The 19553-nt window shown below is 71.7% G+C and carries 13 protein-coding genes and 1 pseudogene; 6 read left to right on the top strand and 8 right to left on the bottom strand.

Translation table 11 applies throughout. The features are described 5' to 3' along the window. Window positions 1–122: 122 nt before the first annotated feature. The 4 genes from RKD20_RS02850 to RKD20_RS02835 are packed head-to-tail and all read right to left on the bottom strand — an operon-like array spanning window position 123 to window position 8268. The gene (locus RKD20_RS02850; RefSeq protein WP_424876224.1) at window positions 123–1046 is read right to left on the bottom strand and encodes an alpha/beta hydrolase; all 924 of its coding nucleotides are present in this window, start codon (window positions 1044–1046) and stop codon (window positions 123–125) included. A 22-nt stretch (window positions 1047–1068) separates the two neighbouring features. Beyond that, a complete protein-coding gene (locus RKD20_RS02845) occupies window positions 1069–4992 on the bottom strand; it encodes a beta-ketoacyl synthase N-terminal-like domain-containing protein (RefSeq protein ID WP_424876223.1) in 3924 nt (1307 codons plus the stop codon). Beyond that, window positions 4989–6701 carry a fatty acyl-AMP ligase gene (locus RKD20_RS02840; protein ID WP_424876222.1) on the bottom strand — a complete coding sequence of 571 codons (1713 nt, stop codon included), beginning with the start codon at window positions 6699–6701 and terminating at the stop codon, window positions 4989–4991. Before RKD20_RS02840 ends, RKD20_RS02845 begins: the two co-directional genes overlap by 4 nt. 25 nt (window positions 6702–6726) lie before the next feature. Continuing rightward, a complete protein-coding gene (locus RKD20_RS02835; protein ID WP_424876221.1) occupies window positions 6727–8268 on the bottom strand; it encodes an acyl-CoA carboxylase subunit beta in 1542 nt (513 codons plus the stop codon). Window positions 8269–8781: 513 nt separating this feature from the next. Here RKD20_RS02835 and RKD20_RS02830 point away from each other — a divergent pair. The 3 genes from RKD20_RS02830 (at window position 8782) to RKD20_RS02820 (ending at window position 11579) form a co-directional block, all read left to right on the top strand. Next, a complete protein-coding gene (locus RKD20_RS02830; RefSeq protein WP_424876220.1) occupies window positions 8782–9216 on the top strand; it encodes a DUF485 domain-containing protein in 435 nt (144 codons plus the stop codon). Continuing rightward, a complete protein-coding gene (locus tag RKD20_RS02825) occupies window positions 9210–10802 on the top strand; it encodes a solute symporter family protein (protein ID WP_424876219.1) in 1593 nt (530 codons plus the stop codon). The genes RKD20_RS02830 and RKD20_RS02825 overlap by 7 nt, the downstream gene beginning before the upstream one ends. A 108-nt stretch (window positions 10803–10910) precedes the next feature. After that, window positions 10911–11579, top strand: coding sequence for a YceI family protein (locus tag RKD20_RS02820; protein ID WP_424876218.1), 669 nt, complete (start codon window positions 10911–10913; stop codon window positions 11577–11579). A 252-nt stretch (window positions 11580–11831) separates the two neighbouring features. On the opposite strand, the gene RKD20_RS02815 is transcribed toward RKD20_RS02820, so the two are convergent. Both RKD20_RS02815 and RKD20_RS02810 read right to left on the bottom strand, forming a co-directional pair. Then, window positions 11832–13229, bottom strand: a complete 1398-nt coding sequence (locus tag RKD20_RS02815) for a cytochrome (RefSeq protein ID WP_424876217.1) — start codon at window positions 13227–13229, stop codon at window positions 11832–11834. Window positions 13230–13386: 157 nt separating this feature from the next. Continuing rightward, a complete protein-coding gene (locus tag RKD20_RS02810; RefSeq protein ID WP_424876216.1) occupies window positions 13387–14508 on the bottom strand; it encodes a glycoside hydrolase family 53 protein in 1122 nt (373 codons plus the stop codon). Between the two features lie 226 nt (window positions 14509–14734). Between RKD20_RS02810 and RKD20_RS02805 the strand changes: the two genes are divergently transcribed. The 3 genes and pseudogenes from RKD20_RS02805 to RKD20_RS02795 form a co-directional block, all read left to right on the top strand. Next, window positions 14735–15040, top strand: a complete 306-nt coding sequence (locus RKD20_RS02805; protein ID WP_020120160.1) for a helix-turn-helix domain-containing protein — start codon at window positions 14735–14737, stop codon at window positions 15038–15040. Next, window positions 15037–15270, top strand: coding sequence for a hypothetical protein (locus RKD20_RS02800; RefSeq protein ID WP_424876215.1), 234 nt, complete (start codon window positions 15037–15039; stop codon window positions 15268–15270). The genes RKD20_RS02805 and RKD20_RS02800 overlap by 4 nt, the downstream gene beginning before the upstream one ends. After that, window positions 15185–15508 (top strand): annotated as a pseudogene (locus RKD20_RS02795) (transcriptional regulator); the annotation flags it as partial. The gene RKD20_RS02800 and the pseudogene RKD20_RS02795, both read left to right, overlap by 86 nt. A 26-nt stretch (window positions 15509–15534) precedes the next feature. Here the strand turns inward: RKD20_RS02795 and RKD20_RS02790 are convergent. Together RKD20_RS02790 and RKD20_RS02785 are read right to left on the bottom strand one after the other, a co-directional pair. Next, a complete protein-coding gene (locus RKD20_RS02790; RefSeq protein WP_424876214.1) occupies window positions 15535–16329 on the bottom strand; it encodes a S1 family peptidase in 795 nt (264 codons plus the stop codon). A gap of 132 nt (window positions 16330–16461) precedes the next feature. After that, window positions 16462–19524: an alpha-mannosidase gene (locus tag RKD20_RS02785; protein WP_424876213.1), complete on the bottom strand. Its 3063-nt coding sequence runs from the start codon at window positions 19522–19524 to the stop codon at window positions 16462–16464. Window positions 19525–19553: the final 29 nt, after the last annotated feature.

Below are 19553 nucleotides of genomic sequence, written 5' to 3'. Positions count from 1 at the left end.
CGGGGGCCCTCCTTTCACCCGGAAGCGGCTCACCCGCGGGCCGGTGCCCGTGGGCCGAGGGGTAAGTCCTGTGTTGGACGGACGTCCCCTGCGTTGCGTTCCGTGCCCCGACGGTACCGACATCACTGCGGCACCCCCAGCCCCCGCGCAAGCATTGGCCACGACGCGGTGAACTCCTGCTTCCAGTAGGCCCAGCTGTGCCCTCCTCCCGCGTAGAAGTGCGTGGTGACCGGGACGCGCAGCAGCGCGAGCGTGTCGGTGAAGCTGTGGGCGGAGGGCCACAGGGCGCTCTCCAGGGCCTCGGGGAGCCAGTCGCCCGTGCCCCCCGCCAGCCCGCTGCCGCTGGACACGTACAGGGCGGTGCCGCGCAGCCCCGCCGCGCGGTCCCGCGGGTTGAAGTCGCGCCAGGTGAGCAGGTTCAGGAAGGGATTGCCCCACAGCGAGGTCGGCACCAGGTTCTCGCGGGCCACGATGGCGTCCACGAGGGTGGGCACACCGGGTGCCATGGTGTCGAGGATCCCGCTGTAGGAGGCGGCGGCGGTGAACGTGCCCGGGTGCCGTGCCGCGTGCGCCATGGCGCCGTAACCGCCGGTGGACACCCCGGCGACGACCCGTACGCCGGAGGCCCGGTAGTCGCGGGCGAGCAGGGCCGGAACCTCCTTCAGCTGGAAGGCCTCGTAGTCGGGGCCGCCGCGCCAGGCGGTGGGAATGCCGGTCGGCCCCGCGTCGGGCATCGCCACGATCAGGTTCCGGCCCTCGGTGAAGGCCTCGATGTCCGTCTCGCGCGTCCAGGACGTGTAGTCGTCGTGGGCGCCGTGCAGCAGGTACAGGACGGGGTAGGTGCGGCTGGGCTCCGCGTCGAACCCCGACGGCAGGATCAGCCGCACCGGGGCGCTGCGGCCCAGCGCGGCGGAGGGCACGGACACGTCGAGGGTGCGTGACCCGAGCGCGGAGGCGGTCCGGGCGCCGAACAGGACGGCCAGACCGGCACCGGCCGCGGCCTTGGTGACGGTACGTCGGGACACTCCGGTGGTGCGACGGTGCATGGCGGCTCTCCTCGGATCACGTTCAGTGGGTCCCTGCGGCGAGTTCCCGGCCCAGGTGGGCGGCGATCTCGTCGACGTGCGGCGGGTCGAGCAGCGACAGATGGTGTCCCGCGACCGGTACGACGGTCAGGCGCGGGCACACCTCGTCCCAGCCCAGCGTCCGGTCGTCGCGTTCGTAGGCGGGGTCGTGCACGGTGTGCGGAGCGGGCTCGGTGGCCCGGTACAGAACCACCCGCCCGTCGTGACGGCCCGGCCGGTGCGCCTCGCCGATCCTCAGGTCCAGGTAGGAGGAGCGCTGGTGCTCCAGGGCGGCGGCTGGTATGTCGGCGGACGCGCGCAGGATCTCCAGCACGGTGTCGATGCGCTCGCCGTCGTCGTCCATCGCGACCAGGGCGTCGTACGGCAGCTCCAGCGGGACCCCGTAGACGTCGCGGACGTGGCGGGCGAAGCCCTCGAAGTGGGCGCGGAGCCGGTCGGCCGGAGTGCGGTCCGGCTGGGGGAGGGGCCGTACGGAGTCGATGAGGATCACGAGCTCCACCTCCCGTCCCGCGGCGGTGAGGTGCCGGGCGGTCTCCTGGGCGACGAAGCCGCCGAACGACCAACCGCCCAGCAGACACGGCCCGTCGGGGTGGACGGCTGCGACGGCCTCGGCGTAGCGGCGCGCCTTCTCGGTGACCGTCGGCGCGTCGTCGAGGCGTTCGAGGCCGTACACGGGCCGCTCGTCGCCCAGACGTTCGGCAAGTGCCCGGTAGACGTCGGTCGTTCCGCCGGCGGCGTGCACGAGGAAGAGCGGGGGACGGCTGCCGGTGGTGCGCAGCGGGCGTACCGGGCCGGTCCGGAGACGGTCGGCCACCTCCTGGACCGTGGTGGCGCCGAGCAGGTCGCGCAGCGGCAGCTCGACGGCGAACTCGCGCTCCAGGGCGGTGCGGACACGGACGGCCATCAGCGAATCGAGCCCGAGGTCGGCCAGCGCGGTGGCGGGGGTGACCCGGCCGGCGGGATGGCCGGTCACGGTGGCGATGTGATGGCACAGGCGGGCGGCGACGGAGGTGTCCCGCTCGGCGTGAACTTCTTGGCGCGGCACCTCCGTGGGCGCCGCTGTCCGTCTGTCCGTCCACCAGTACCGCACATGCTTCCAGCGCGGCGCGGGCAGGTCGACGACCCGCCCGGACGGCAGCGGCAGCCGCTCGCCCGCGCAGTACAGGGCCCCCACCTGGGTGAGGAAGTCGGCGCATCCGTCGGCGTCCCGCCGCAGTGTGCCGATCGCGAGGGCGCCGGGCACGTTGTCGGTGATGGCCCGGGCGAGGACCGGGTGGGGGGAGATCTCGACGAAGGCCCGGTGGCCGTCGGCCGCGGCCGAGGCGACGGCCCGGTCCAGCCGTACGGGCCGCCGCAGGTTCGCGGCCCAGTGAGCGGAGTCGAAGACACTCTCGCCGCGCGGGTCGTCCAGGACGGTGGAGTAGACGGGCACACGAGGTGCTCTGCCGCCGACGTCGGCCAGGGACTCGGTCAACTCGGCCAGCAGCGGCTCGACCTGGGGCGAGTGCCCGGCCCCGACCACCCGCATCGACCGGGCCGCCCGCCCCTGTTCCTCCAGCCACCGCACGAGCCGCGCCACCGCCGGTTCCTCGCCGGTGACGACCTTCTGCCCCGGCGAGGAGTGGACGGCGACCTGCACACCGGGGAAGTCCCGTCCCAGGGCGTCGAGTTCACCGTCGTCGAGGTCGACGACCGCCATCGCCCCGCCCCGCAGCCGGCTGAGCAGCCGGGCCCGTTCGGCGACGATCCGGGCGCCCTCCGCCACGTCCAGGGCGCCCGCGCACACCGCGGCGGCCACCTCGCCCAGGGAGTGGCCGATGACGGCGGCGGGTTCGACGCCGTAGGAACGCCACAACTCGGCGAGTGCCACCTGGAGTCCGAACAGGACGGGCTGGGCCACCTCCAGCCGGTCCGGCTCACTCCCGGAGGCGAGACGGTCGTACAGGGACAGCCCGCACTCCGCGTCGATCTTCTCCACGGCGGCGGCGAAGGCGGGCTCCTCGGCCAGCAACCGGCGTCCCATCCCGGCCCACTGGCTGCCGTACCCGGAGAAGACCCACACCGGTCCCGGCCCCACGAGATCACGCTCACCGGTCACGACCCGGCCGTGCGGGCGCCCCTGCGCCAACGCGTCCAGTCCGTCGGCGAGTTCGTCCCGGTCCCCTGCGACCACGCCCGCGCGCACTCCTCCGCGGTCCGTCCGTCCGGCCAGGGTGCGGGCCACGTCGGCGGGGTGCGCGGTGGCTGTCCTGAGCCAGTCGGCGAGCCGGGCCGCGGTGTCCCGCAGTCGCTCCTCGTCCACGTCGGACAGGAGATGCAGCCGGGCGCCGGGTTCCTCGGCCGGGCGCGCGGGCAGGACGCCGGGCCGCCATTCCTCCACTACGGCGTGGGCGTTGGTGCCGCCGAACCCGAAACCGGAGACGCCCGCGACGGCCGTACCGCCGTAGCGCGGCCAGGGCTCGCCCTCGGTGACGACCCGCAGTCGTACGTCGTCCAGGGCGCTGCCCTCGGCGCAGTGCAGGGACGGCGGGATGACGTCGTGGTGCAGGGCGAGCACGGTCTTCACCAGCCCGGCGACGCCCGCGGCGGACTCCAGGTGCCCCAGGTTCGACTTCACGGAGCCGAGCAGCAGCGGCTGGTCGGGGTCGCGGTCCACGCCCAGCACCGCGCCCAGCGCGCCCGCCTCGATCGGGTCGCCGAGCGGGGTGCCGGTGCCGTGCGCCTCGACGTAGTCGACGTGGGCGGGGGTGAGTCCGGCCCGCGCGTACACGGTGGTCAAAAGGGCTTGCTGGGCGGCCGGGTTGGGGGCGAGGAGGCCGTTGGAGCGGCCGTCGGAGTTGACGGCCGTGGCGCGGATGACGGCGAGCACGCGGTCGCCGTCCCGCTCGGCGTCGGACAGCCGCTTCAGGATCACGGCCGCGCAGCCCTCACCGCGTCCTATGCCGTTCGCGTCCGGCGAGAACGGCTTGCACCGCCCGTCCGGGGCGAGGGCGCCCGCCCGCCGGAACGCCATGGTGACGACGGGGGAGAGCAGCAGGTTGACGCCCGCGGCGATCGCCGTGTCGCTCTCGCCGGTGCGCAGGCTCACGCAGGCGTGGTGCACCGCGACCAGTGAGGAGGAGCAGGCGGTGTCCACGGCCATGCTCGGACCACGGGTGTCCAGCACGTACGCCAGCCGGCCCGCGGTCACGCTCAGCGCACCGCCCGCCGGGGCCCAGGGGTCGACGGTCGCCGGGTCGGCGCCGGTGAGCGAGCCGTACTCCGGGGCGGAGACCCCGACGAAGACACCGGTCGCGGTGCCCGCGAGGGATGCGGCGGGGACAGCGGCGTGGACGAGGGCCTCGTGGACGACCTCCAGGAGGATCCGCTGCTGCGGGTCCATCACGGCCGCCTCGCGCGGGGTGATCCGGAAGAAGTCCGCGTCGAACCCGGCGATGTCGTCGAGATAGCCGCCGTACCGGGGCGCGTCCTCGGGCGGGAAGGGGGTGAAGTCGCGCCAGCGGTCCTCGGGGACCCGTCTGATCGCGTCGACGCCCTCGGTCAGCAGCCGCCAGTAGTCCGCCGGGCCGTGGACCCCGCCGGGGAGTCGGCAGCCCACCCCTATGACGGCGACGGGCTCCGACGGGGGAGCCGACGGGGCGGGCTCCGGTGGCGCGCTCTGCGCCGGCATACGGCACAGGTGCGCCGCCAGAGCCTCCCCGGTGGGCGCCTCCCACAGCAACGTCGGCGGCAGCTCCCGTCCCGTCAGCCGGGAGAGGTCCCCGGCCAGCACGACCGCGTCCCGCGAGGACATGCCGAGGTCCGCCAGCGGACGGTCCATGGGCACGTCCTCGATGGCCGTGCCGGTCCACCCGGCGACGCGCTCCGCGACCAGCCTGAGCACCGCGCCCGCGTCCACGGCCCTCACGCGGCGCCGCCCGCCGCGTAGGCACCCGCCAGATACCGCTCACGTGTCAGTGCCCGCGACACCTTGCCGCTGGACGTCCGCGGCACCGTGCCCGGCGGGACGAGGAGCACATCGGCGAGCCGCAGCCCGTGCCGCCCGGACACGGCCGCACGCACGGCCCGTACCAACGCCGGTACGTCGATCTCGGCGAGGCTCGTGGTCCGCGCGTGCTCGGCCACCACGACCACCCGCTCACCGGAGGTGCCCGTCACACCGAACGCGGCGAGCCGGTCGCGCCGTACCGCCGGATGCGCGTCCTGGACGGTGGCCTCCAGGTCCTGCGGATAGTGGTTGCGACCGTCGACGACGATGAGGTCCTTCAGCCGGCCGGTGACGATCAACTGCCCTTCCAGGATCGTGCCCAGGTCACCCGTGCGCAGCCGTCCGTCGGTGCCGAAGACGCGGCGGGACTGCTCGTCCTGGTTCCAGTAGCCGCGGCCCACGTTGGGACCCCGCACCTGGATCTCGCCGACCTCGCCCTCGGACAGCCGGACGCCGGAGACCGGATCGACGACGAGGACTTCCTGCCCCACCGGAGTACCGCAACCCGCCAGCAGCACGGCCCGGGGGTCGTCGGGCCGTGCGGGCAGCGCCTTTCCTTCGGCGAGCGCGTCCCGGTCGAGGGCGAACCGGCGCACCGGCTTCCCGGGCCGGGCGGCGCTGACGAACACGGTCGCTTCGGCGAGCCCGTACGACGGACAGTGCGTCGTGGCCCCGAGCCCCTGGCCGGCGAAGGCGGCCTGGAACCTGTCGGCCGTGGTGGGACGGACCGGCTCGCTGCCGTTGATCAGCGCCATGACCCCGTCCAGCCGCAGATCCGCCTTCTGCTCCTCGGTCACCGTCGAGGCGCAGTAGTCGTAGGCGAAGTTGGGCGCCGCGCTCAGCGCCCGCGGATGGGCGGACAACAGCCGCAGCCAGCGCGCGGGTTCGTGCAGGAAGGCGACCGGGTCCATGAGCACCGACAGCAGACCGCGCACCACCGGAGCGGCGACACTGAGGACGAGGCCCATGTCGTGGTAGAGCGGCAGCCAGCCCACGCAGGTCGCCGGATGGACGTCGGCACCGTAGGCGCCCAGCGCCTGGCGGGCGTTGGCGACGACGTTGGCGTGCCCGATCTCCACACCCGCCGGGGTGCGGGTCGACCCGGAGGTGTACTGGAGGTAGGCGATCTCACCGCCGGGAGGCGGCAGTTCCTCCGCTGCGGCGTCGGGCACCTGGTCCACGGCGACGACCCGAGCGGACGAGTCGCCGCACAAGTCCCGTACCTGGTCCAGGACCTGACCTGCTGTCAGGATCACCGCCGGTTGTGCGTCGGCCAGCACGGCCGCCAGCCGGTCGCCGTGCCCGGGCAGGCCGGGCGGGTACATCGGTACGGCTACCATTCCGGCCGCGAGCGCTCCGAGGAACCCGGTGACGTACTCCAGCCCCTGGGGGCACAGCACCGCGACCCGGGCCCCGGGCTCGGCCTCCTCGGCGAGCCGGGCGGCCACCGCCCGTACGCGCACGTCCAGCCGGCGCCAGGTCAGGGTGCGGTGCACACCGCGCGAGTGCGGCGCGGGATGGTCGACGAAGGTGAACGCACGGCGCTCCGGGGTGGCCCCGGCCCAGTGGCGTACGTACTCCGGCAGACTCCGGAACGCGGGGGCGAGCGGGGGACGGCGGATGTCCATCGGGCAGGTCTCCTCGCGAGGCAGGTCAGAGCGGGATGTTGCCGTGCCGGCGTTCCGGCATCGGGGCGCGCTTGCCGCGCAGCGCGCGCAGGGCACGGCAGATGTGGGCACGGGTGTCGCGCGGGGCGATGACGGCGTCGACGTAGCCGCGCTCCGCGGCGAGATAGGGCGTCCCGTGGGTGCTCTCGTAGGCGTCCACGAGACGGGCCCGCAACGCCTCGGGGTCGTCGGCGGCGGCCAGTTCACGCCGGTGCAGGACGCCCACCGCGCCCTCGGCACCCATCACCGCGATCCGCGCGGTGGGCCAGGCGAGGTTGATGTCGGCGCCCAGGTGCTTGGAGCCCATCACCGCGTATCCGCCGCCGTACGCCTTGCGCACCACCACCGTCACCTTCGGCACGGTCGCCTCGGCGTACGCGTACAGCAGCTTGGCGCCGCGCCGGATGATCCCGGCCTGCTCCTGCCGGACCCCGGAGAGATAGCCCGGCACGTCGGCGAAGGTCAGCAGCGGTAAGCCGAACGCGTCGCAGAACCGCACGAACCGCGCGGCCTTCTCGGAGGCGTCGATGTCCAGGACCCCGGCCGCGTGCAGCGGCTGGTTGGCGACGACACCGACGGAGGTGCCCTCGACGAGGGCCAGCGCGCAGATGATGTTCGGCGCGAACAGCTCCTGCACCTCCAGGAGTTCACCGTCGTCGACGACCGCCCGCAGGATGTCCCGCATGTCGTAGGCCTGCCCGAGCCGGTCCGGCACGATCTCGTCGAGCGCCACGTCGTCAGGGGGCGGCAGCGGGGCGTACTGCGGCGGCCGCTCCAGGTTGTTGACGGGCAGGTACGACAGCAGCTCCCGTACGGTGTCCAGGGCCTCGGTCTCGTCTGCGGCGAGGAAGTGGGCGTTGCCGTTGAGGGAGTTGCTGGTGCGGGCGCCGCCCAGCTCCTCGGCGCTGGTGCGCTCCCCGGTGACCGCCTCGATGACGTCGGGCCCGGTGACGAACATGTGCGAGGCGCCGTCCACCATCACGGTGAAGTCCGTGATGGCGGGGGAGTAGGCGGCCCCGCCGGCACACGGGCCGAGGACGACGGAGATCTGCGGGATCACCCCGGACGCCTGGACGTTGCGGCGCACCAGCTCGGCGTAGAGGGCCAGCGAGACGACGCCCTCCTGGATGCGGGCGCCGCCTCCGTCGTTGAGCCCGATGACCGGGCAGCCGGTCCTGAGGGCGAGGTCCATCAGGGCCACGGCCTTCTCGCCGAAGGCCTCGCCCATGCTGCCGCCGAAGACCGTGGAGTCCTGGGAGAACACGCAGACGGGACGCCCGTCGACCGTGCCGTAGCCGGTGATCACACCGTCCCCGTAGGGGCGGTGGGCGTTGTCCCCGGTCGGCCGGGCTCGTACGAACAGACCGGTCTCGGTGAACGAGCCGGAATCCAGCAGCAGGTCGATCCGCTCCCGGGCGCCGAACTTGCCGCGTCTTCTCGGCCTGTTCCCGGCCACGGCCTGCGCCCGGCGGGCTTCGAGCGCGAGGACGCGGTCGGCGGTGCGGTCGGGCGGACGTGTCGTCGTCACCTCTAGTGTCACAGCCACCTCCGAAGTGGCCTTCGAATATGGCAGCGCCTCCGGCGCGGGCCGAGCCCAACGCCGGTCTGTTTGCGCGAGGTGAGTCCCGGGAGGCCGGCCTTAGTCCGTCCGTGACAAGGGCCCCTGCCGACGGAGGGCGCCCCCTGTGCGCTGCATTTGAGACAACCTGGCCTCGGCGAAGGTGCAGACCTATTCCGGAGGTCGGCCTTTTCGCAGGCTGTCGGATGCCGGGCGCATGAATCCAAGCACATGAATGAGTCAGTTCTTCGATTCGGGTCGACCGGCCGGTTGATAGTTCAACGGGGGCGCTGCGACAATCCCGGTCCTGGACTCGTCGCCACCTCCCCCGCCCCCCAGGCCGACCGCCCTACAGGCTTGTTGCCAAGCGCGCAATTCCCTTCACGTGAATTCCGCATTCACTGATCCCCCACAAATCCGCACTGAGCATGACTCCGGCGTGCCTTTGAGGCGACGACCGGCGCGGCAGCAAAGAAGGTGCATGTGTCACGGCACTCCATGGGGCTCGGCGGGTCGCCGAGCCCCTACGAAGCGGGCCCCGAACCGGCGGACCCGCACTCGGTGTCCCGCCGGCCCGCGTATCAGTCGCTGCGCCGAAGCCACCGGCGTTTCGGTGTCCGGGCCACGGCTGTCGCCGTCGGCGGGTTCCTGCTGTACGTCCTGCTGTCCAGCTTCGCCCCCGGCCTGATGAACACCTCCGTGAGCGGGCATCTCACGCTCGGACTGGCGCTGGGGCTCGGGCAGTTCCTGCTGATGGGCGTGATCGTGTGGCGCTACCTCGTGCACATGCGCACCCAGGTCACCCCGGTGGTCCGCGGGCTGCGGGGCCTGGTCCGCCACCACGAGAGCGCGGCTCGCGAACGTGCCGCCTTCGAGACGCGCACGGCCCCCCGCGAGGAGGAGTTCCGCTCATGGTGACGCTCGGTGCCTCCGTCGTGGACCGCCTCAGCCTCCAGCTGACGCTCGTGCTCTTCCTTTCCGTGGTCGTCGTGACCCTGTTCACCGCGTTGCTGACCGCGCCCCAACGCGACGAGATCGGCGAGTTCTACCTCGGCAACCGGGCCATGTCCCCGCTGCGCAACGGACTGGCGATGTGCGGCGACTACGTGTCGGCCGCGACCCTCCTGGGCAGCACCGGACTGGTCGCCCTGACCGGCTACGACGGGCTGCTCTACCTGTGCGGCACCGCGGTCGCCTGGATGATGGTCCTGCTGCTGATCGCCGAACCTCTGCGCAACACCGGCAAGTTCACCCTCGGTGACACCCTGGCGACACGCCTGTCGCGCCTGCAGCGGCCGGTCCGCGTCGCCCTGGCCCTGTGCACGCTGGCCGTCACCACCCTCTACCTGGTCGCCCAACTCGTCGGCAGCGTCGCCCTGCTGACCCAGTTCACCGGCGAACCCAGCCCTGCCACCCGCACCCTGTGCGTCATCGTCATCGGCACCGTCGTCATCGTCTACGCCGCCATCGGAGGCATGCCCGGCGCCACCTTCATCCAGGTCGTCAAGGCGGTCATGCTCATCTGCGGTGTCACCGTGGCCGGGGTCATGGTGCTGCAGCGCTTCGACTGGAACCTCGAGAACCTGCTCGCCGCCGCCGCGGACAACAGCGGACAGGGTGCGCGGTTCCTGGAGCCCGGGCTGCGTTACGGAGGCAGCGTCACCAGCAAACTGGACTTCCTGAGCCTCCAGTTGGCCATCGTGCTCGGCCTCGCCGCCCTCCCGCACGTGATGATGCGCCTGCTCGCCCCGAAGTCGGTCGACGTCCTGCGCACCTCGGTGGTGTGGGCCATGGGCCTGGTCAGCCTCGTCTGTCTGGCGGCCGGCGTCCTCGGCCTCGGCGCCACCGCCGTCCTGGGCAGCGACATCATCGCGGACAACGACCGCACGGGGAACGCGGCCGTCCTGCTGCTGGCACACGACCTGGGCGGCGCCGTCCTGACCGCCCTGCTGTCCTGCCTCGCCTTCGTCACCCTCCTCGCGGTCGCCGCCGGCCTCACTCTGGCCGCCGCCTCCTCGCTCGCCCACGACCTCTACGGCGAGGTGATCCGCAAGGGCCGCGCCACGGAGACGGAAGAACTCGCCGTGGCCCGGCTCGCGGCGGCCGTCATCGGCATCCTCGGCATGCTGCTCGCCCTGGTCTCCTGGGGCGCCAACTCCGCGACCCTGGCCTTCCTCGCCTTCGCCATCGCCGCGTCCGCCATCCTGCCGACCCTCGTCTACACCCTCTTCTGGCGGCGGTTCACCGCGCAGGGCGCTCTCCTCAGCCTCTGCGGCGGCCTGGTCACCTCGGTCCTTCTCGTCGTCCTCTCGCCGGTCGTCTCCTCCGCTCCCGCCTCGCTCTACCCGGATGCCGATTTCGCCTGGTTTCCCTTGCAGAATCCCGGAATCGTCTCCATCCCGGCCGGCTTCCTCCTCGGCTGGCTGGGGTCGATACTCAGCATTCCGGAAGCAAAGGAGACATACGAGGACTTCGAAGTGCGCTCCCTTGTCGGAGCCGACTAGGGGTTTCCCTCTCACTTTTCCGGGAACCGTGTGGCGAACACGTGGATATTTCGTCGACAGCGGAGCACGGCTTGCGGCAACAACGCCCGTGCAGTAATTAGGTGATGTATGAACTTGTTCAACCGTGGCACCATGTTCCGCCGCACGGACCGAGCGGAAACCGCCGACGATTCCCAGCCCCCCACCGGGTCGTCGGGCACTGCCACAGCCGTCCTCCCCGACCCCGGACTGGCGGCCCTGACCGGGGAGTGGGCCATCGACCCCGCGCACAGCAGGATCGGCTTCTCCGTACGCCATGCCATGGTGACCACCGTGCGCGGGGCGTTCCTGGAGTACCGGAGCCGCCTCTACTTCGACGGCCGCGACCCGTCCCGTTCGCAAGCGGAGATCATCATCTCCACCGGCAGCGTCGACACCGGCGTGGAACAGCGCGACGGCCATCTCGTGGGACGGGACTTCCTGGACGCCGCGACCTACCCGCGCATGCGGTTCGTCAGCACCGCCGTGGACGTGGTCGGCCCGGACGTGTACCGGATGACCGGCGACCTCACCATCAAGGCGACAACCCGCCCCGTGGTCCTTGAACTCACCTACATAGGCCATGTCACCGACCCGTTCGGCTACCAGCGGGCCGGCTTCGACGGCACCACCACCATCAACCGCTCCGAGTGGGGCCTGACCTACAGCACCCGGCTCGCCGAGGGCGGTGCCATGGTCAGCGAGAAGGTACGCCTGCAGTTCGACATCGCCGCGATCCGCACGCCTCCGGTCGGCTGACCGGAACCCTCCGGGCCGGTGGTCGTGGGATCCCTTCCAGGAAGTCGGACACGTCCGGAGTTGCCGGCCCCTGTGCTGCGGCTCCGGACGGGTGGACGGGGCAGGCCCTGGTCGCGCTGCCGTCGACCGAGCGATGCGTCCGCCAGGCCCAGCTCGTCCACCTTGTCGAGCAACTGCTGGAACTGCCCGGACGCACGGAGCGGGCCACGAACTCGTCCGAGTTCGTGGCCCGCTCCGGTGTCTCAGGGGCCGTCAGCGCCCGCGCACCAGCCCGGCCAGATAACGCCACAGCGACGAGCGCGGCCGTCCGGCGGCCTCGTCGGCCGGGGCGGAACCGGCCGCGGCGGGCAGGGGCGGGGGAGGGGGCACCGGCTGGGCCGGCGTGCCCGAGACCGTGTACCGCACCGGGAGCGACCGCAGACCGCGCATGAACGGCGAGGAGCGCCACGGAAGCTGGTCGACCGGCAGTGACAACTCCAGCCCCGACAGCCGCTCGAAGAGCCTGCTCACACCGATCGCCGCCGCGCCCCCGGCCAGTTCCCGGGCCGGGCACTGCCGTGGGCCGGCCCCCCAGGACAGATGGGCCCGCGTGCTGATGGTCGACTCGGGGCAGACCTTCCCCGCGAAGGCGGGATCCGCGTGCGCGGCTCCGACCGACACCCACACCGGATCGCCCGCCGCGACGGTGTAGTTGCCGAGGCGCATGTCCTTCAGCGGGAACCGCGGCACGAAGTTGATCAGCGGCGGCTTCTGCATCACCACCCGGTTCATGGTCTCCCTGATCAGGCCCGCCGACAGACTGGCGCTGGCGGGGAGGTTCCCGGTGATGACCTCGACGACCGTGTTGGAGATCAGGATGCCGACATGGTCGGAGGTCATCCCGAGCAGCATCATCAGCTCGCGCGACAACTCCTCGACGCTCAGGCCGGGATGGGAGGCGAGCAGATACGAGGGGAAGTCGTCGCCGGGCTCCTTCATCTTCCACGCGCCGAGTTCCGACAGCGTGGCCAGCAGCCGCTCCAGGGCGGGTCCCGCGTCCGGACCGGCGTCCAGCACCCGCCACATGTCCATCAGCGCGTCGTCGTGCTGTGAGCCGGGGAAGCCGAGCAGATGACTGGCGACCATGAGCGGCAGCGGCCGCGAGAACTGCGCGGACAGATCCGCCCATCCGGTACGGCCGCCCTGGGTGAACAGGGAGATCAGTTCGTCGGCGTCCCGGGTGATCTGCGCCTTGAGCCGCTTGGCCACCGGGTGCCGGGGGTCCTGGAAGGGCCGCAGGGCGGTGTCCCAGGCCACCTTCAGCCCCCGGTAGCCCTCACCGCCCTGGATCAGCACATGGTTGACGTCCAGCGAGGGCGCGAGCGGCCAGTCCTCGGGCAGCCGACCCTCGCGCCGCGCCCGCCAGTTCTCGAGCCCCTTGGGCCAGGCGTGGTCGTCACGGAGGACCTCGTAGGCCTCCTCGTAGCCCAGCACGAGCCAGACGGGCACTCCCAGCAGGTCGACCGGCGCGACCGGCCCGTGTGCCTGGCGCAGCCGCTCGTACACGATCGCCGGGTCCCGTTCGTAGTCCCGGGTCATGAGCGGTTCGAGGCTCATCGACTCCAGCGACTCGTGGTCGGCCGCCGATCCGCTGTCCAGTTGAACCCCCATGACTTCCTTCCCTCGGTCAGGCGCTACGCAAGAGTAATGTGACCCCCCGCGCTGCATCCATGGCGGGGGGTGATTGTCGAGGCCTCGCTCGGGGAAGCCGGGGGAACGACGAACGGCACCGTCCGAGGACGGTGCCGCTCCGGTGCGAAGTCGTCCCCTACGGGGTCCACTTGATGTTCGGGTTCACATTGCCGGTCCAGTTGAAGACGGCCATGTTGTCCCAGCCGTTGCCGCTGTTGTTGATGTCGGCCGGGTTCCAGCCGTTGCCGGTCACGGCGTACCAGGTGGGCTCCCAGTAGAAGACCCCGATCGCGCCGTTGCTGCGGGCCGCGTTCTGCACGGCGGTGAAGTTGTCCGCCTGGCCCTGCCAGCTGAGCGGGTAGCCCGAGCAGCCCGTCGTGATGGAGTTGGCCGTGCCGTCCGCGTTGGCCGAGGTGAACGGGTAGGCCGTCTCGGCGATGACGACGTCCTTGCCGTACCGGGACTTCATGTCGGCCACGACACTGCCCATGTTGGCGATCGTGCCGTGCCACGGGCAGTAGTAGGAGAGCCCGGTGATGTCCCAGTTGACGCCCTTGGCCTTGATGCCGTCGTAGAACCAGCGGGCGTTGGCGTCACTGTCGGCGTCGGCGGTGTGGATGATCACCTGGGTGCCGCTGTTGCACGCCTTGGTCGCGTTGTAGCCCGACTTGAGCAGCAGACTCAGGTTGGTGAAGTCGTTGTTGACGACCTTGCCCTCGTTCCACAGCATGCCGACGTTGATCTCGTTGCCGATCTGCACGCTGTCCGGGGTGGTGCCCTGCGACTTGAGGCCGTTGCAGACGTCGTACGTGTAGTTGTAGACGTCGGTCTGCAACTGGCCGATGGTGTGGCCGGCCCATGCCGCGGGCTTGTTCTGGTTGCCCGGGTCTGCCCAGGTGTCCGAGTAGTGGAAGTCGACCAGCAGCTTCAGCCCCTTGGCCTTCACCTGCTTCGCGTACGACAGCACCTTGGCCTTGTTGTTGTAGCCGCTGGCGGGGTTGTTCCACACCCGCAGGCGGACGTAGTTGACGCCGAGGCCCTTGAGGATGTCCAGCGGGTCCTTGGCGGTGCCGCTCGCGTCGTAGTACTTGGCACCGAGGTCGAGGGCGCGCTGGGCGGTCGACACATCGGCGCCGCGCATGGTGAGCGTCCCGGCGGCGGAGGCGCTGGTGGACGTGGTGAGCAGGGATGCGGGCAGGGCGAGTGCCGCCAGGAGCATGGCGGCCCTCGCGAGACGGCGCGGACCTGTGACGGTCATCCCGACCTCCTTGTCTGACATGGCCATGTGGATGAACTCTGGGAACGCTCACAGTAGGAGTCGATGTCGGGGTTGTAAATACATGAGTCGGACGCATTTCCACATGGTTAAAGAGGTGCTGGCTGAGCGCCTTTTGTGTGTACGTACACAGACCAGGCGCGTACGCGCACTGTCCTCTATGCGTGTCACGCATACATGGTGCGCCCGGAGTGGTAGGTTCCACGCCATGCGGATGACGCTCGACGAGCGGGTGCGGTCGGCGGTGGCCGCCCTCCTGTACGCGACCGGTGAGTCGCAGACGGAACTGGCCTGCGCGCTGGGGGTGAGCCAGGCGCAGGTGAGCCGCCGTCAGTCCGGCACCGCCGCCTGGAGCCTGGCCGACTGCGACGCGGTCGCCGCGCACTACGGCATCGATCCGCTGGACCTCCTGGCCGGCCCCACCCGGGCCACCGAGACACTGCCCGCCCAGCGGCGCCGCGTCCCCGGCCGTGTGGGACGCCCCGCGGCCGCTCCGGACGGGGGAGTGCGATGACCGACTTCGACGCGATCGACGCGCTGCTCGCCGAGGCGAAGCAGGAGGTCCCGCTGCCACCGGTCGAGGAACGGCGCGCCCTGCGCGAGGAACTGAACGTCTCGCGCACCCAGCTCGCGAAGGTCCTGGACGTCAGCGCCTCGACGGTGGGCGGAGAAGATCGAGAGCGCGTACCGCACCGTGCGCCGGCAGAACGTGGCGCGCTATCTGCTCGTACGTCTGACCCGTGAAGGCCGCGGCACGCGGGTCGAGTTCCACCCGCTCAACCAGAGCCAGGTGCCCCGCACCCGCCAACGGGCCGTCGAGTACCGCACCCTGAACGTCCGTCACTGGGACCGCGTCGTACAGGCATGGGCCGCGGGCGACGACGCCGCGCTCGACGAGGCATGGGTCAACGACGTCGTGGTCGATCTCGGCAGCCAGTGGGGAGAGTACGAGTTCGTGACGGCGATCGGATTCGCTGCCTGAGGTGGCCCGTGGGCGGACCCGACGCCTCAGTGCGTGGGGATGCCCAGGTCCGCGGTGACCGAGTCCGCGCGGACGAAGACGGACACCGGGAACTGCTCGTCGCAGTACTTGTTGCCGGACGACACGATTCCCACGACCTTGCCGCCGCTGATCAGCGGCCCGCCGGAGTCCCCGGGGCAGATGCTGTCGGTGGTGCCGGGGCGGGGCATGCCGCACAGCATCTCGGCGGGGTCGGTGTCGGGGTCGGAGTACGGCCGGCAGGCGGCGACGGGCGAGATGACGAGCTTGGTCTGCTTGAGCCTGGTTCCGCTGACGCCGGGCCCGGTGCGTCCCCAGCCGAGCACGGTGGCCGTCCGGCCGTCGGCCACCAGCTTGCCGTCCCGGGGGCCGGCCACCGGGATCGTCCGGTACGGCATCGGCCGGTCCAGGGTGAGGACCGCGGCGTCGTGGGCGTAACCGGGCCCGCCGTAACGCGAGTCCAGCCGGGCCGACGTGACCGCCCGCTCCGTGCCGTCGGTGCCGTCCACGCGGGTGCGGCCGCCGACGACCGTCAGCGTGGCCACATCGCCGGCGCTCTCCACACAGTGGGCGGCCGTCAGCACCTTCGTGGGTGCGACGAGGGTGCCACCGCAGAACTGCCTGCCCTCGAACTCGATCAACATCGCGTACGGCCGGGCCTTGGTGGTGGCCGGGCCGCCGCCCTTGATCGCGGAGGCGGGGGTGGCGGTGGACCAGAGTGCGGCCGCGGCGAGCACGGCGGTGGTGACGACGGCGGCCGTGCGCGTTCCGGGACGGGTGGCTCTGGCAGCGCGGATCGACATCGCGGTTTCCCCCTGAACTGCTTGGCGCGGGGCGTGGATCGGCCCCGCGTGGTGTGGTCGGTGGGGAGGACGAGTGTCGGGGGCCCATCGGTTTCGCGGAACGCCGGGTTGCGGTCCGCGCCCTTCGGACGTTCAGGCGTCCGCCGCCGGTCGCAACCGCAGCGTGAGGATCTGGAACGGCCGCAGCGTCAACCGGACACCGTCCTGTCCGTGTCGGTGGCTCGAAGGGTCGTTCAAGGGGCGTTCCAGCAGGTCGGTCACCTGGGAGGACGCCAGGGGGAAGCCGGTGGTGAGTGTGGCCGCCGCCCGGGTGCCGCGGGCCTCGTAGAGCCGTACGACGACATCGCCGCTGCGGTCGTCGGCGAGCTTGACCGCCTCCACGACCACGCCCTCGTGGTCCACCGACACCAGTGGGGCGACCGTCGCGCTGCCCGGCACCACCCGCTCGGGCAGGTTGAAGCGGTACCCCTCGCGCCTGGCGTCGCTGACATCGGCGCCGATCACCAGCGCGTACCCGAGCCGGTGGGTGCCCTGGTCCTGGTCGGGGTCGGGGAAGCGGGCGGCGCGCAGCAGGGAGAGCCGGACCGTGGTGGTCGTACCCCCGTCGGGGCGGACGTCACGGGTGACGTCGTGGCCGTAGGAGGAGTCGTTGACCAGGGCGGCTCCCCAGTCGGGCTCGCCGATGTGCAGGAAGCGGTGGGCGCACGTCTCGAACTTGGCCGCGTCCCAGCTGGTGTTGGTGTGCGTGGGCCGCTCGACGTGTCCGAAGGGGATCTCGGCGGTGGAGTGGGAGGCCCGGACGTCCAGCGGGAAGGCCGCCTTGAGGAACTTCTCCCGCTCGTGCCAGTCGACGACCGTGTCGATCACCAGCCCGTGTGACCCGGCCGGCAGCGTCAGGGTCTGCTCGATCCTGGACGCGCCGAACACCCGGACCACCCGGACGCCGTCGCCGGTCGCCGTGACGGACTCGGTGTCGGTGAGGTCGCGCACGGTGTTGCGGTAGAAGGCGTCGACGTCCCAGGCGTCCCACTGGTTGGGGAAGTCCTGGTGGAGCTGGAGGAGGTTTCCGACCGCCCCGGGGGCCAGCGCCTCCCGGCCCGCCGTGTGGTCGTAGGCGGAGGTGATCAGACCACGGGCGTCCACGACGACCCGCACGAGACCGTTGTCGAGGACGAACCCGTCCCCGTCCGGGACCGGCGGCACCGGCGCGTCGACGGACGCGGAGCGCGGCCTCGCGCCGAACGCCTCGACACCGCCCCGCGCGTGCGGCGCGGAGTTGAAGACGACCGGGCCCCCGGGATCCCCCGCCAGCACCCCCTGGGCCGCGCCGATCAGCCCCTCCAGCTCCCGGGCCGCGGCCGCGTACGTCTCCTCCGCCTCCCGGTGCACCCAGGCGATCGACGTCCCGGGCAGGATGTCGTGGAACTGGTGCAGCAGCACTGTCTTCCACAGCCGGTCCAGGGCGTCGTACGGATACGGCTGCCCCTGCCGTACGGCCGCGGTCGCCGCCCACAACTCCGCCTCGCGCAGCAGGTGTTCGCTGCGCCGGTTGCCCTGCTTGGTGGCGAGCTGACTGGTCAGGGTGCCGCGGTGGAACTCCAGGTAGAGCTCTCCGGACCACACCGGTGCGCCGCCGTTGGCCTCGTACTCGTCGTGCGCGCGCCGGAAGAAGTCCGCCGGCCCCTCCATGTCGACGCGCGCCGAACCCTCCAGGTCCCGCAGCCGGTCGGCCCGCGCCAGCATCTCGCGGGTGGGGCCGCCACCGCCGTCGCCGTAGCCGAAGGGGATGAGGGAGTGGCTGGCACCGGCCTTGTCCTGGAAGTTCCGCACGCTGTGGGCGACTTCGGCGCCCGACAGCTCGCCGTTGTAGCTGTCGACCGGTGGGAAGTGGCTGAAGATCCGGGTGCCGTCGATGCCCTCCCACCAGAAGGTGTGGTGCGGGAACTTGTTGGTGGTGTTCCAGGACATCTTCTGGGTCAGGAACCACTTCACCCCGGCCAGCTTCATCAGCTGCGGCAGGGCCGCGTTGTAGCCGAAGGTGTCCGGTAGCCACATCTCCTCGGTCTCGACGCCGAACTCCTCCAGGAAGAACCGCTTCCCGTGGACGAACTGACGCACCAGGGCCTCGCCGCCGCTGATGTTGGTGTCCGGCTCCACCCACAGGCTGCCGGTCGGCAGGAACTGCCCGGTCCTCGCCTTCTCCTGGGCCCGTGCGTACACCTCGGGGCGGTGCTCCTTCAGCCAGGCGAGTTGCTGCGCCTGGGACATCACGAACTTGAATTCCGGGTGGTCGTCCATGAGGTGGGTGACGTTGGAGACCGTCCGGGCCACCTTGCGCACGGTCTCGCGCAGCGGCCACAGCCAGGCGGTGTCGATGTGCGCGTGCCCGACCGCCGAGATCCGGTGCGCGCTCGCGTGCGCGGGCGACGCCAGTACGGGGGCGAGGACGGCCCGTGCGGCGGCCGCACTGCCGCCGACATCCTGGAGGTCGACCGCGTCCAGGGCGCGATCCACCGCCCGCAGGATCTGCCAGCGGCGCGGGGAGTCGGGGGACAGCTCCGGCATCAGCTGCCCCAACACCTCCAGATCCTGGACGAATTCGTGGACCTGCCGGTCGAACACGGCGAGGTCCAGGCGTCGCAGCCGGTACAGGGGTGCGCCGGGGTCCGCGGCCGGATCGCAGAGCCACGGTGCCCGGCCGCCCACCGAGGTGGGTCCGAAGGTGAGCTCGCCGGGAGCGGTGTGCATGACGACCGGGTTGGCGGCGGCCTCGACGTAGGCGGTGAACTCCTCGCCTCCCACGGCGCGTTCGGCCACCGGCAGCCAGGTGTTGCGCGGGTTGAGCGCCTTCACGGCGGTGCCGTCCGGCCGGTGGACCAGTCCTTCGGCGGAGAAGCCCGCGGAGTGGGTGGCGAACCCGAGATCCAGCACGGCCTCGACGGTCTCACCCGACCAGTCCGACGGGATCGTGCCGCTCACCTTGAACCAGCTCGTCGACCAGGCGGGACCCCACCACGCGCCGACCTGGGTCGGCTCGTAGGCGGCGGCCAGGCCCTCGCGGACCGGTACCGGCTCGCCGGGGACGCTCCAGATCTCCACCTGGAGGGGGACGGAGCGGGCGTGGACGGCGGGCCGTATGCGCTCGCCGAGCACGCGGGCGAGCCGCTGTTCGGTGACTTCACGGTCGTTGTGCATCAGGTGTCTTTCTCCGTGAAATGGGGGGG

Origin of the sequence: Streptomyces sp. SLBN-8D4, from assembly GCF_049739545.1 — a bacterium.
GTDB classification, from domain to species: Bacteria; Actinomycetota; Actinomycetes; order Streptomycetales; family Streptomycetaceae; genus Streptomyces; species Streptomyces canus_C.
The sequence above is the reverse complement of the archived record's forward strand: the minus strand, read 5'-3'. Positions and strand labels throughout refer to the sequence as shown.

Coding starts and splice junctions, on each gene's coding strand:
- RKD20_RS02850 (WP_424876224.1), bottom strand. CDS start 1,046: ATGCACCGTCGCACCACCGGAGTGTCCCGACGTACCGTCACCAAGGCC.
- RKD20_RS02840 (WP_424876222.1), bottom strand. CDS start 6,701: ATGGACATCCGCCGTCCCCCGCTCGCCCCCGCGTTCCGGAGTCTGCCG.
- RKD20_RS02825 (WP_424876219.1), top strand. CDS start 9,210: ATGGTGACGCTCGGTGCCTCCGTCGTGGACCGCCTCAGCCTCCAGCTG.
- RKD20_RS02820 (WP_424876218.1), top strand. CDS start 10,911: ATGAACTTGTTCAACCGTGGCACCATGTTCCGCCGCACGGACCGAGCG.
- RKD20_RS02815 (WP_424876217.1), bottom strand. CDS start 13,229: ATGGGGGTTCAACTGGACAGCGGATCGGCGGCCGACCACGAGTCGCTG.
- RKD20_RS02810 (WP_424876216.1), bottom strand. CDS start 14,508: ATGACCGTCACAGGTCCGCGCCGTCTCGCGAGGGCCGCCATGCTCCTG.
- RKD20_RS02805 (WP_020120160.1), top strand. CDS start 14,735: ATGCGGATGACGCTCGACGAGCGGGTGCGGTCGGCGGTGGCCGCCCTC.
- RKD20_RS02800 (WP_424876215.1), top strand. CDS start 15,037: ATGACCGACTTCGACGCGATCGACGCGCTGCTCGCCGAGGCGAAGCAG.
- RKD20_RS02790 (WP_424876214.1), bottom strand. CDS start 16,329: ATGTCGATCCGCGCTGCCAGAGCCACCCGTCCCGGAACGCGCACGGCC.
- RKD20_RS02785 (WP_424876213.1), bottom strand. CDS start 19,524: ATGCACAACGACCGTGAAGTCACCGAACAGCGGCTCGCCCGCGTGCTC.